This is a genomic window from Haloparvum alkalitolerans (genome assembly GCF_055381565.1).
The window spans coordinates 254,905-267,516 of the sequence record NZ_AP043938.1 but is presented as its reverse complement, the minus strand read 5'-3'; the positions used below and the strand labels follow the sequence as shown (position 1 = coordinate 267,516).

Genomic DNA, 12,612 nt, shown 5'->3' with positions numbered 1-12,612 from the left:
ATTTTTCGCAGTCGTTCGCGCCGATCCTGATCGATCTTCCGTTGACCGTTCTGTTGTCGATCCTGCTGATCAGGTCAACAACACCTAGCAAGCCCCAGCCGACTCTCCCTACTACTGATCTGCTTCTGCTGTAGATCCTGCTGATCTGGGCAACAACACCCAGAAAGCCCCAGCCGGCTCGACCGCGCCGGGTTCCGGCAGACGGTCCGGGCTGCCTGCGGTGGCGGGCTGCCGGGCTGCGACTGCCGTCGTCCCGCTCGTTCCTCGCGGGACCCTCGCTGCGCTCCTCGCTCTCCACACAGCCCGCTGCGGTGCTTGCGTCGTCCGGGCGGGATCGAGCCGACTGCCCCTTTCAGTCCCACCCACAGCCCCGCACCGCGACCGCACAGCACCGCAGCCTCTCGCCTCCCCAACCTCGGCCGCGGGCCGGCCGCGAAACCGCACCGCAGTGCGGCCGGCCCGCGGCCTCCCTCGCGCGGTCGCGGCGACACGCTTCGCGGTCGCCGCGGCGCGCGCCGACCGCACAGCACCGCGGCAGCACCGCAACCGTAGCGCAATCGCACCGCCACAGCACCGCACTCGCCCGGACGTCTTCAGCGGTCCGGCGCGACGACCTCGTTCTCCAGCGTCCCGACGCCCTCGTAGGTGATCGAGACGGTCTCGCCCGGCTCCACGAGGCCGGGGTTCGCGGGGCTGCCGAACGCCACGCAGTCGCCCGGTTCGAACGTCACGCGCTCGGAGAGGTGCGCCATCAGCTCGTAGGGGTCGAACAGCATCAACTCCGTGTTGGCCTCCTGCCGCTTCTCGCCGCCGACGTACGTCTCCATGTCGATGCTCCGGGGGTCCAGATCGGTCTCGATCCACGGGCCGAGCGGGCCGGAACCGTCGAACGCCTTTCTGGCGGTGCGACCCACCTGATCGAGCGCGTCGAGGTCGTTCATGACCGTGTAGCCGCGGACGACCTCCGGCACGTCTTCCGGGTCGAGGTCCCGGCACCGCTCGTCGATCACCGCGACGAGCTCGCCGGCGTAGGTGAGCTCGTCGGTCCAGTCGGGGTACCGTATCCGCTCGCCGTGGGCCGCGAGGCTCGTCGGCGGCTTGATGAACCAGTCCGGCTCCTCCGGGCGCTCGTACTCCATCTGGTCCAGCGTCTCCGCGTAGTTGCGCCCGACGCAGTAGCACGCCGAGGGACTCGCGGGCGGGAGCAGCCGGCCGTCGCGACCGACCGCGTACTCGCCGTCCGCGGCGTGCACGACCCCGTCCTCGTAGCGTCCCTCAACCGGCCCGTCGGGCGTCAGCAGGCGCGCGCGTCGCATGCGGCCTTCTGCCACGCTCGCGAGCAAAAGGGCGTCGGTCGCGGACGGGGCGGTCGCGGACGAGCCTGTCCCGGACGAGTCGGTCCCGGGTCCGTCACGGCGTGGGACGGCCGACCGCCACCCGCCGTGCCCGCGGGTGTTGAACCGACCCACACGCTTATCGCCGGGCGACCATCACGAACGTTCATGGGAGTTGACGACGCCCGCGGGGCCGCGGAGTCGGACGCCGCCGAGGCCATCGACCCGGACGCCGTCTCCGCGGCCTCTCTGGGGCACGACCGGCCGGACGACCCGGAGTACGCCCCGCTGGCGGCCGACCTCCGCGAGCGCGTGGCCGGCGAGGTGGCGTTCGACGAGTACGCGCAGGTGCTGTACGCCACCGACGGGAGCGTCTACGGGGCGCGGCCCGCGGGCGTGGTCTGCCCGCGCTCGGTCGCGGACGTGCGCGCGGCGGTCGCGGTCGCCGCCGAGCACGACGCCCCCGTGCTGCCGCGCGGCACGGGCTCCTCGCTCGCGGGCCAGGCGGTCGGGCCGGGCTGTGTCGTCCTCGACCTGAGCCGCCACATGGACGAGATACTGGAGGTCCGACCGGAGGAGCGCCGCGCGGTCGTCCAGCCCGGCGTCGTGCAGGACCACCTCGACGACAGGCTGGCCGAGCACGGGCTGAAGTTCGCGCCGGACCCGGCCTCCTCCGGCCGGGCGACGATCGGCGGCGGCATCGGGAACAACTCGACGGGCGCGCACTCGGTGCGGTACGGCATCACCGACGCCTACACCGAGGAGCTCCGGGTCGTGCTCGCGGACGGGTCGCTGATCCACACCCGCGACGTGGTCGTCGACTCGCCGGAGTACGAGTCGATCGTCGAGAAGGACGACCGCGAGGCGGCCATTTACGAAACCGTCCGCGGACTCGTCGCGGAGCACGAGGCGGAGATCGAGGCGCGCTACCCCGAGTTGAAGCGCTCCGTCTCGGGTTACAACCTCCACAAGGTCGTGCGGGAGAACGAGGACGGCGAGGCGGTCCTCAACCTCTCGAAGCTGTTCGTCGGCGCGGAGGGGACCCTCGGCGTGGTCGTGGAGGCGGAGCTGTCGCTGGTGAGCCGGCCCGCGGAGACGGCGCTCGCGCTCTACTGCTTCGACGACCTCGTCGACGCGATGCGGGCGGTCCCCGAAGCGTTGGAGTTCCCCGTGAGCGCGGTCGAGCTGATGGACGACGAGGTGTTCGCGCTCGCGGCCGGCTCCGAGGAGTTCGCGGCGTACGCCGAGCCGATCCCCGACCGCGCCGCGGCGGCGCTGATGGTCGAGTTCGACGACGAGTGCGTCGACGACTTCGCGGCCGCGGTCGCGGAGACCTCCGCGGCGTTCCTGGACGAGGGCGACGCCTTCGACGTGATCGAGGCGTACGACTCCGACGCGCAGGCGGACCTCTGGAAGCTCCGGAAGGCGGCCATCCCCCTCCTGATGAGCATGGGGGGCGACCCGAAGCCGTACCCATTCATCGAGGACGCCTCCGTTCCGCCCGCGGAGTTGGCCGAGTACGTGGGCAAGTTCGAGGAGGTCCTGGCCGACCACGGCACCTCCGCCGCGTACTTCGCGCACGCCGGCTCCGGAACGCTCCACATCCGCCCCATTCTGAATCTGAAGGAGGAGCGGGGCGTCGAGACGATGCACGACATCGCGGACGCGGTGACGGACCTCGTGCTGGAGCACCACGGCGCCTTCTCCGGGGAGCACGGCGACGGCCTCGCGCGCACGGAGTTCAACCCCAAGATGTACGGTCCGGCGCTGTGGGGCGCGTTCCAGGACCTGAAGTCGGCGTTCGACCCCGACTGGCGCATGAATCCCGGGAAAGTCGTCTACGTCGACGGCGAGACGGCCGCGGCGGAGGGCTACCCCGAGACGGCCGCCGACACGGACATGCGCGAGCACCTGCGCTACGGCCCCGCCTACAGCAGCGTCGAGCCGACGACGACGCTCGACTTCTCCGCGGAGGGCGGCTTCTCGCACCTCGTGGAGCTGTGTAACGGCTGCGGCACCTGCCGGGAGCGGGAGTCCGGCGGGACGATGTGTCCGACCTTCCGAGCCTCCCGCGAGGAGGTCCAGTCGACGCGGGGACGCGCGAACATGCTCCGCGCGGCGATAAGCGGCGACCTCCCGGAGGGGGAGATCCACTCGGACCGGTTTCAGGAGGAGGTACTGGACCTCTGTGTCGGCTGCAAGGGCTGCAAGCGCGACTGCCCGACCGGCGTCGACCTCGCGAAGCTCAAAGCCGAGGTGAAACACGACCATCACGAGGAGACGGGCGCCGGCCTGCGCGAGAAACTGTTCCGCGACATCGACCGGCTCTCGGCGCTCGGGAGTCGGCTCGCGCCCCTCTCGAACGCGGCCGCGAAGGTCCCCGGCGCGCGGGCGCTCATGGACCGCGTCCTCGGCGTCGCTCCCGACAGGGACCTGCCGCCGTTCCGCCGCGAGAGCCTGCGCGACTGGTTCGCGGCGCGGGGCGGCCCCGCGGTCCCGGAGGCGGACGCGGCCGCGACCGTCCTGCTGTTCCCGGACACGTACACGACCTACAGCTATCCCGCCGCGGGGAAGGCCGCGGTGGCGGTGCTCGAGGCCGCGAACGTGCGCGTCGAGATTCCGGGAGACCTGGCTCCCTCCGGGCGCGCGGCCTACTCCGGCGGCTTTCTGGACGTGGCCCGCGAGCGCGCGGTCGAGAACGTCGAGGCGCTCGCGCCCCGTGTCCGGGAGGGCGCGGCGGTCGTCTTCGTCGAGCCCTCGGACGCGGCCGTGTTCCAGGACGAGTACCGCGACCTGCTGACCCCCGAGGCGGTCGGCGAGGCGACCGCGAGCGACGGTGCGGTCGTCTCGGAGGCCGCTTTCGGGGTCCTGGAGTACCTCGACGTTCACCGTGTCGACGAGCGGCTCGCCTTCGACGCGCCCGCGGAGACGCTGACGTATCACGGCCACTGCAACCAGAAGGCGCTCAAGAAGGACCACCACGCGGTCGGCGTGCTCCGGCGGGCGGGCTACGAGGTCGACCCCCTCGACTCGGGCTGTTGCGGCATGGCCGGCTCGTTCGGCTACGAGAGCGAGCACTACGACCTCTCGCGGGCCATCGGCCGCCTGCTGTTCGACGAGGTCGCGGAGAGTCCCGGAGACACGGTCACGGCGCCCGGGGGCTCCTGTCGCACCCAGTTGGGCGACCGCGAGGGGGCGGACCATCCGCCGCACCCGATTCAGAAGCTCGCCGCCGCGCTGTCCGCCGACGGTAGCCGCGCCGATCCGTGACTGACGCTCCGAGGAGCGAATCGGTCCGCGATCGTGGCACCCATACGCAAAAGTCATACTGCTGATGGACCAATCCTCCGAGAACCATGTCCACACCGGACCAGCCGGGGTCGGCCGCCCCCGTCGCCGAGGTCGAGTTCTCGCTTCGCGAGGGGAGCTACCCGTTCCTCAGGGGGTCGGCCGTCGAGGAATGCACGTTCGAACTCGCGAAGATGGTGCCGCGCAGCGAGGGCGGGCACACGGAGTACTTCAGCGTCACCGACGCGGATCCGGGGCGCATCGCTTCGCTCGCCGAGGAGCACGAAACGGCCGAGGTGCGTCTCCTCACGGAGTACGACCGCGGGGGGCTGTTCGAGTTTCAGGTTCGGGGGAACTGCCCCGCCCACCGGCTCGCGGAGCTCGGCGCCCTCCCGCAGGTGGTGGAGGCCACCGACGGGACGGGCCGCATCGTCGCCGACATCCCGGCCGGCCGTGACACCGGCGCGGTCATCGAGGCGTTCCTCACGGCCGTTCCCGCGGCCGATCTGACCGCAAAGCGCGGGAAGGAGTCGGTGACGCCGCTTTTCACCGTGTCGGGCGTCCAGCAGGTGCTCCGCACGCGACTCACGGACAGACAGTTCGAGGTCCTCGTGACCGCCCTCGAGGCGGGGTACTACGAGTGGCCGCGCGAATGTAGCGGCGAGGAGGTGGCCGACGAACTGGGGATCTCCTCGGCGACGTTCGCCGAACACATCCGCACCGCGGAGCGAAAACTGCTCACCCTGCTTTTCGAGCGGTCGGCGTTCGGGGCACCGGAACGCCGATAGCGATCGCCGGCGCACTTCGGCACCTCCGGCACCTCGCTCGTCCTCGATCGGCGAGACGACCGTCCGCCCGCTCGCCCCGTTGGCCACCCTACAGCCGGTGCGGAGCTCTCTCTTCGGTCGGTTCGACTCGAGGGGGAGCGCCCGCGCCGAGCGGTGTCGGCCGCCTCAGACCCAGCCCTCTTCGACGAGCAGTTCGCCGTTCAGCAGGGAGGCGCCGGCCGCGCCGCGGACGGTGTTGTGCGCGAGGCAGTTGTACTGGACGCCGTCGGCGGTCGTGGCGACGCCGCCGGCGGAGATGCCCATCCCGCCGGCGTAAGTGCGGTCGAGGCGGGGCTGCGGGCGGTCCGGCTCGGAGGGCCCGAACACCTGGATCAGCTGGTCGGGCGAGCTGTGGAGGTCGCCGCGGCCCTCGAAGGAGCGCATCGCCTCGCGGACCTCGCCCGCGCTCGGGTCCTCGGCCAGTTCCGCGAACACGTTCTCCAGGTGGCCGTCGAGCGTCGGGATGCGGTTACAGGAGGCGGAGACGGCGGCCTCGTGGAGCGCGACCTCTGCGCCGTCGAACTCGCCGAGGAGCTTCCGGGACTCCGTCTCCATCTTGTCCTCCTCGCCGCCGATGTGCGGGATGGCGTTGTCGATGATCTCCATCGAGGTGACGCCCGAGTAGCCCGCGCCGGAGACTGCCTGCAGCGTGGAGACGTTGACCGTCTCGAGGCCGAACTCGTCGAGCGCGGCGAGCGTCGGGACCATCGTGATCGTCGAGCAGTTCGGGTTCTTGACGAGGGCGCCGTCCCAGCCCCGCTCGTCGCGCTGGACCTCGATCAGATCGAGGTGGTCGGGGTTGATCTCGGGGATGGTGAGGGGAACGTCGTCGGCCATGCGGTCGTTCGAGGAGTTCGAGGAGACGACGTACCCCTCCTCCAGAAACGCGGGTTCGACGTCCGCAGCGACGCCCGAGGGGAGCGAGGAGAACAGCAGGTCCACGTCGTCGGGGACCGCGTCGGGGTCGGTCGCGCCGACCTCCATCTTCCCCACGTCCTCGGGAATGGGCGTGTCGACGCGCCACTTGGCCGCCTCGCGGTAGGTCTTTCCGGCGCTCTCGTCGCTCGCGGTGACGGCCGCGAGGTCGAAGGTCGGATGGTCGTCGAGCAGCTGGATGAATCGCTGGCCCACGGCGCCGGTTGCGCCGAGGATGCCGACTCGTACGGACATTGCGTGTGGTTGGGTCGCAGGGACGTAAGTGCGTTCGGATAGCGACCGAATCCGCCGCTCGTGGCGCCCTCTCGGCGATATCCGAGTTTCGCCGAGGGACCGCCGCCGAGCGAGCACATCCGCCGAGAACTCCTCACCGGAGCGGTCGTTCGACCCCGAAAGCCGCGGTTTCGTGAGGCCACCCTTAAGCGTCTGGCCCCGGAACCGAACGGGCATGGCAGCAGAAACGTTCGGCGCGTTGTCGCTGGTTCCACCGCTCCTGGCGATCGGACTGGCAATCGTCACGCGCAAGGCCGTCCCGTCGCTGTTCGTCGGCGTCTGGGCCGGCGCCGTCATCTTCACCGGCGGGCTCGGCGTGGTACAGACGTTCGACTGGATCGTCGCGGCGATCATCGCGGACGACGGCTTCCAGGCGACGATCATCGTCTTCACCCTGCTGCTCGGGTCGGGCGTCGCCATGGTGTGGAACCTCGGCGGCTCCTACGCCGTCCGCGACTGGGCGATCGAGCACCTCGACACCCAGCGCAAGGCGGGCCTCGCGGCGTGGGTCCTGGGACTGATCATGTTCTTCGACGACTACGCCAACACCGCCATCGTCGGCTCCTCGATGAAGGACGTCTCCGACGAGTTGCGCGTCTCCCGCGAGAAGCTCTCGTACATCGTCGACTCGACGGCCGCGCCCGTCGCGACGCTGGGCATCTCCTCGTGGGTCGCGTTCCAGATCGGGCTGATCTCGGACGCGTACGGCAACCTCGGTGTCGAGAACGCCCCGAGCGCGTTCGAGGTGTTCGTGCGCTCGATCCCGTTCAACGCCTACTCGCTCCTGGCCATCGTCATGGTGCTCATCGTCGTCGCGTCGCGGCGCGACTTCGGGGAGATGCTCGACGCCGAGCACCGCTCGTACACGACCGGCGCCGTCAACCGCGAGGACGCGGTGCCGATGCAGGACGTGAAAGACGACCTCGGCGAACCCCACGCCGAGAACCCCCGGCTGGTCAACTTCTTCGCGCCGGTCGCGGTCCTGATCGCGGTGACGCTCGGCGCCGCGCTGTGGACCGGCGGCCTCACCGCGGGCGGGTTCGCGGCCGACCCCCTCGGCGCGCTCTGGGAGGCGATGACCGGCGCGGACTACGCCGGCGCGCTCGTGTACGGCTCCTTCGCGATGGTGCTGTCCGGCTTCGCGCTCGGGAAGGCCTACGACATCCTCGACTTCGGCGAGGCGACGGACGCCACCATCGACGGCTTCGGGATCATGCTCACCGCGGTGACGGTGCTGGTGCTGGCGTGGTCCATCGGCGAGGTCGTCGCCGCGCTCGGCACCGCCGAGTACGTCGAGGGCTTCATCGGCGAGGGCTTCCCGGCCGCGGTGCTCCCGGTCGTCGTCCTGCTGTTCGCCGCGTTCGTCGCCTTCTCGACCGGCACCTCGTGGGGCGCGATGGGGATCATCACCCCCGTCGCCATCCCGGTCGCGTGGTCGGTGACGGGCGACCACACGATGGTCGCGGCCGTGGTCGGCGCCGTCTTCTCGGGCGCCATCTTCGGCGACCACACCTCGCCCATCTCCGACACGACCGTCCTCTCGGCGACCTTCACGGGCGCGGACCTGATCGACCACGTGCGGACGCAGCTCTACTACGCCGTGACCGTCGTCGTCGTCGCGATCGCCGTCCTGCTCGCGTGGGGGGTCACCGGCGTCACGCCGTTCGTCTGGCTCCCGCTGGGCGCGCTCGCGCTCGTCGGCCTCGTCTACGGGCTCTCGGAGCTCGACGCCCGCCGAAAGGGTGTTTCTCCGATCGCGACCGACTCCTCACAGCGCGAGAAGTAAGCGGTTCCGTACGGCGGTTTTCGCTTCTACGCCGGTCGATCCGTGTTCGGAAGCTCGCGATCAGTGATTCTGGGAGCAGTGGGAGATGCTACCGTTTCTGTCTCGGATGTAGATATCGTCGCACTGGGCGGTAACCTCCGGAGGGTACCAACCGGCATTCCTCGCTACTGACCTGGTTCTGCTGCTTATGCTGCTTGGGACAGCAACACCCAGAAAGCCCCAGCCGGCTCGACCGGCCGCCGCACACTCTGCGCGCTCGCGCCTCTCCACACCGCCCGGCGCGAGTGCTTGAGGCGCCGGGGCCGGATCGAGCCGGCTGCCCCTTTCAGTCCCACCCACCGCCCCGCACTGCGACCGCACAGCACCGCAGCCTCATCCCTCCCCAGCCTCGACGGCGCCGCGGCCGCGAGACCGCACCGCAGTGCGGCCGCGCCGCCGTCTCCCTCGCGCGGTCGCGGCGACACGCTTCGCGGTCGCCGCGGCGCGCGCCAACCGCACCGCTCCGCCACAGCACCGCACGCCGACGGACGTTTTTCGCGGATGGGGCGGAACTCCCGCCGTGAGTGCAGCTCTGTCGCGCCGATCGCGGGGCATCGCCCCGCCGGCTGTCCAACGTCTGGCGCGCGCGACCTCGACGCGCGCGAGGGAAGCCCGGCCGCGGCCGGAGCAACGCGGAGGCCGCGGGCGGCTGAGGCTGGGGAGGTGTGAGGCCACGCTTGCCTCGACAGCCGAGGTAGAGACCCATCGAACAATCCGCGGCGACGACTGATTCGAAAGACCGCGCCCTGGCGGACTGAAAGGGCGAGGCCGGTCGCGCCCTCTCAGACGGGCCCTATCTGCGCGGGCGGTGCTGAGAGCGCAGATATCCCGCTGAGAGGGCTCGAGCGGTCGAGGGCTTTCTGGATGTTGGCAACAAGCGTAGCAAGGCGCTTGACCGATCAAATGCCGGCGTACAGCGAGCGGTCGAGGGCTTTCTAAGTGTTGCTGTCTCAAGCAGCAGGACGCTTGTTCACACAACCATCAACGTACAGCGACCGGTCACCGCATCCCTCGAACTGCCACCCTTTTTGTCCCGGCGCGCCGGAACCTCTCCCAATGACCGACCACGACTACGATTACGAGGAGTTGGGCCTCGTCGCCGGGCTGGAGATCCACCAGCAGCTCGACACCGCGACGAAGCTCTTCTGTGACTCCCCGACCGTGCAGCGCGAGCCGGAGGCGGCCGACCGCGAGCTGACGCGGTACCTCCACCCGACCAAGAGCGAACTCGGGGAGCTCGACCAGGCGGCCGTCGAGGAGAGCCGCGTCGACCGCGAGTTCACCTACCTCGCGTACGACACCACCTGCCTCGTGGAGGAGGACGACGAGCCGCCCCGTCGCGTCGACGAGGAGGCGCTCTCGGTCGCGCTCCAGATCGCGGACCTGATGGACCTCACCGTGGTCGACCAGGCGCACGTCATGCGGAAGCTCGTCATCGACGGGTCGAACACCTCCGGCTTCCAGCGCACGATGCTGGTCGGACAGCACGGCGAGATCTCGACGAGCGAGGGCCCCGTCTCCGTCGTCGACCTGATGCTTGAGGAGGAGTCCGCCCAGCGCGTCGAGGAGACCGACGAGGGCGTCGTCTACTCGCTCGACCGCCTCGGCGTCCCCCTCGTGGAGATCGGCACCGGGCCGGACATCCGGAGCCCCGCGCAGGCGAAGGAGGCCGCCGAGCGCATCGGGATGCTCCTCCGCTCGACCGGCTCGGTCAAGCGCGGACTCGGCACCATCCGGCAGGACGTGAACGTCTCCATCGCGGAGGGCGCCCGCGTCGAGGTGAAGGGCGTCCAGGACCTGCAGGGCATCGAGGACATCGTCCGCGGCGAGGTCCGCCGGCAGGCCGAACTCGTCGAGATCGCCGAGGAACTCCGCGAGCGCGACGCCGCCGTGGGCGACGTGCAGGACGTGACCGCGGTCTTCGCGGACACCGACTCCGGCGTGATCAGCGGCGCGCTCGACTCCGGCGGCAAGGTGACCGCCGTCCCGCTGTACGGCTTCGACGGGCTCGTGGGGCGCGAGATACAGGCGGACCGCCGGCTCGGCACGGAGCTGTCGGACCACGCGAAGCGCCACGGCGCGGGCGGCATCTTCCACACCGACGAGCTGCCGGCCTACGGCGTGACGGCGGCCGAGGTGGCGGATCTCCGCGAGGCGGTCGGCGCCGGCGAGGGGGACGCGGTCGCCATCGTCGCCGCCGACCCCGAGACCGCAGACCTGGCCATCGAGGCGGCCGCGGACCGCGCCGAGTCGGCCGTCGAGGGCGTCCCGGAGGAGACTCGCGGCGCCAACGAGGACGGCACGACTCGCTACCTGCGCCCGCTGCCGGGCGCGGCGCGGATGTACCCCGAGACCGACGTGCCGCCGGTCGAGCCGGACCCGAGCGACGTGGAGACGCCGGAACTGCTCGACGAGAAGGCCGAGCGGTACGTCGCGGAGTTCGGGCTCGACGAGGGCCTCGCCGAACAGGTCGCGTTCGGGCACCGGTTCCCGCTGTTCGAGGAGGCCGTCGAGGCGGGCGTCGACCCGACCTTCGCGGCCGCGACGCTGGAGTCCACCACGACCGAGCTCCGTCGGGACGGCGTCCCGGTAGAGAACCTGACCGACGAGCAGTTCCTCGGCCTGTTCGCGCTGGTCGAGGACGGCGACCTCGCGAAGGAGGGCGTCAACGAGGTGCTGACGGTGCTCGCGGAGAACCCCGGCATGTCCCCTGAGGCGGCCGTCGAGGAGGCGGGCCTCGCGGGCGTGAGCGAGGAGGCGGTCCGCGAGGCGGTCGTCGAGGTCGTCGAGCGCAACGCCGAGCAGGTCGAGGCGGAGGGCATGGGCGCCTTCTCCGGCCTGATGGGCGAGGCGATGGGCGCGCTCCGCGGGAAGGCGGACGGCGAGGTCGTCTCCGCGGTGCTGCGCGAGGAGATCGGCAAGCGGTCGTGACCGGGCGCTCGGCCGGCGGCCGTCGCGAGGTCGGCGGCAGGCTGCCGACGGCCACCCGTGACAGAAGGTAAGTAGTCGGGGGGAGAATCCCGGTCCGTTCGCGTGAGCTCAGACACCGACCCGACGGCCGACGAGGAGGACGCGGAGGCGGGCCAGGACCGCGACGCCTCCCCGAGGCGCGCCGACGCGACGCTCGCCGACCGGTTCGCCGCCGAGACCGACCGGTTCGTCCACCTCGTCGAACTGGCCGCGGCCGCGGTGTTCGCGCTGCTCTTCGGGATCGGCGTGGTGGATCTCGCGATCCAGATCGCGCGTGCGGTCCCGACCGGCGAGATAACCGACCCCCTCGTCGTCATCGGGTTCGTGGAGACCGGGCTCCTGCTGCTGATCATCGTCGAGGTGTACGAGACGGTCGTCGCGTACGTGCAGGGGCGGTCCACGCGCACGGTGGTCCGGCTCGTCGTCTACACCGGCGTCATCGCGATGGTCCGGAAGGCGATCATCTTCCGGACGACGGAGTACGCGACGGTGCTCGACGCGCTGCTCGCGGCGCTCGCGTACGCGGTCCTGATCCTCGGGCTGGTGAGCCTGCTGCTCGTCGAACGGCGAACGGAGGAGAGCGACGACTCGTTCCTCGGCTAATCCGTCAGCGCCGCGACGAGCGACTCGAGGTCGTAGGTCGCGGGCGCTCGCGGCTCGTCCTGCGCGGTCGCGATGACGAACGTCGAGTTGGTGCGCTCGACCTCCGGGATCGCCTCGAAGTCGCCGATCAGGCGCTCGACGGCGTCCGAGGAGGGGAGCCGCGCGAGCACGATGAAGTCCGTCTCGCCCATCGTGAAGAAGGTCTGCGTGACGCCCTCGACCGCCATCAACTCCTCCGCGAACTCCTCGTAGGAGCCCTCGTAGTCGGCCAGCACCTCGACGATGACGGTGACGCCGAGCCCCAGTTTCTCGTGGTCGAGGTCATAGAGGTCGTTCTCGATCACGCCGGCCTCGCGGAGGTTGTTCAGCCGGTAATGGATCGTCGACACCGGAATGTCCGTCTCCTCGTGGAGCGCCTCCGGGCTGCCGGTCCCCAGGTCCGAAATCGCCTTCAGCAGTCGCACGTCGCGCTCGTCCATACACCCACGTCGTTCCCGGTTCTGCATGTATCTGTCGCCCGACAGACTTGGAGCAGAGTTCAACCTCCGCGGAGAAT

At 70.5% G+C, this 12,612-nt stretch carries 8 protein-coding genes; 5 read left to right on the top strand and 3 right to left on the bottom strand.

All coding sequences use genetic code 11. From position 1 onward, the window contains the following. Positions 1-593: 593 nt before the first annotated feature. Positions 594-1,316, bottom strand: a complete 723-nt coding sequence (locus ACZ432_RS03700) for a fumarylacetoacetate hydrolase family protein (protein WP_426963582.1) — start codon at positions 1,314-1,316, stop codon at positions 594-596. Positions 1,317-1,502: 186 nt separating this feature from the next. On the opposite strand from ACZ432_RS03700, the gene ACZ432_RS03695 reads away from it, so the two are divergent. Both ACZ432_RS03695 and ACZ432_RS03690 read left to right on the top strand, forming a co-directional pair. Continuing rightward, entirely contained in the window at positions 1,503-4,604 is a 3,102-nt protein-coding gene (locus ACZ432_RS03695) for an FAD-binding and (Fe-S)-binding domain-containing protein (RefSeq protein ID WP_426963583.1), read from the top strand. A gap of 86 nt (positions 4,605-4,690) precedes the next feature. Then, positions 4,691-5,410: a helix-turn-helix domain-containing protein gene (locus ACZ432_RS03690; protein WP_426963584.1), complete on the top strand. Its 720-nt coding sequence runs from the start codon at positions 4,691-4,693 to the stop codon at positions 5,408-5,410. A gap of 165 nt (positions 5,411-5,575) precedes the next feature. Here ACZ432_RS03690 and asd read toward each other — a convergent pair whose 3' ends face one another. Beyond that, entirely contained in the window at positions 5,576-6,619 is a 1,044-nt protein-coding gene (gene asd, locus ACZ432_RS03685; protein ID WP_426963585.1) for an aspartate-semialdehyde dehydrogenase, read from the bottom strand. A 214-nt stretch (positions 6,620-6,833) separates the two neighbouring features. Between asd and ACZ432_RS03680 the strand changes: the two genes are divergently transcribed. From ACZ432_RS03680 to ACZ432_RS03670, 3 genes are all read left to right on the top strand, one after another. Next, positions 6,834-8,444 (top strand): DUF401 family protein, encoded by a 1,611-nt coding sequence (locus ACZ432_RS03680; protein ID WP_426963586.1) that lies wholly within the window; start codon positions 6,834-6,836, stop codon positions 8,442-8,444. A gap of 1,095 nt (positions 8,445-9,539) precedes the next feature. Further along, the gene (gatE, locus tag ACZ432_RS03675; protein WP_426963587.1) at positions 9,540-11,414 is read left to right on the top strand and encodes a Glu-tRNA(Gln) amidotransferase subunit GatE; all 1,875 of its coding nucleotides are present in this window, start codon (positions 9,540-9,542) and stop codon (positions 11,412-11,414) included. A gap of 102 nt (positions 11,415-11,516) precedes the next feature. Next, positions 11,517-12,056, top strand: coding sequence for a phosphate-starvation-inducible PsiE family protein (locus tag ACZ432_RS03670; RefSeq protein ID WP_426963588.1), 540 nt, complete (start codon positions 11,517-11,519; stop codon positions 12,054-12,056). On the opposite strand, the gene ACZ432_RS03665 is transcribed toward ACZ432_RS03670, so the two are convergent. Continuing rightward, the gene (locus ACZ432_RS03665; protein WP_426963589.1) at positions 12,053-12,535 is read right to left on the bottom strand and encodes an Lrp/AsnC family transcriptional regulator; all 483 of its coding nucleotides are present in this window, start codon (positions 12,533-12,535) and stop codon (positions 12,053-12,055) included. The genes ACZ432_RS03670 and ACZ432_RS03665 overlap by 4 nt on opposite strands. Between the last annotated feature and the right edge of the window lie 77 nt (positions 12,536-12,612).

What these genes read in the sequence shown, in the direction of transcription:
- ACZ432_RS03700 (WP_426963582.1), bottom strand. Translation starts at nt 1,316, where the DNA reads ATGCGACGCGCGCGCCTGCTGACGCCCGACGGGCCGGTTGAGGGACGC.
- ACZ432_RS03695 (WP_426963583.1), top strand. Translation starts at nt 1,503, where the DNA reads ATGGGAGTTGACGACGCCCGCGGGGCCGCGGAGTCGGACGCCGCCGAG.
- ACZ432_RS03690 (WP_426963584.1), top strand. Translation starts at nt 4,691, where the DNA reads ATGTCCACACCGGACCAGCCGGGGTCGGCCGCCCCCGTCGCCGAGGTC.
- asd (WP_426963585.1), bottom strand. Translation starts at nt 6,619, where the DNA reads ATGTCCGTACGAGTCGGCATCCTCGGCGCAACCGGCGCCGTGGGCCAG.
- ACZ432_RS03680 (WP_426963586.1), top strand. Translation starts at nt 6,834, where the DNA reads ATGGCAGCAGAAACGTTCGGCGCGTTGTCGCTGGTTCCACCGCTCCTG.
- gatE (WP_426963587.1), top strand. Translation starts at nt 9,540, where the DNA reads ATGACCGACCACGACTACGATTACGAGGAGTTGGGCCTCGTCGCCGGG.
- ACZ432_RS03665 (WP_426963589.1), bottom strand. Translation starts at nt 12,535, where the DNA reads ATGGACGAGCGCGACGTGCGACTGCTGAAGGCGATTTCGGACCTGGGG.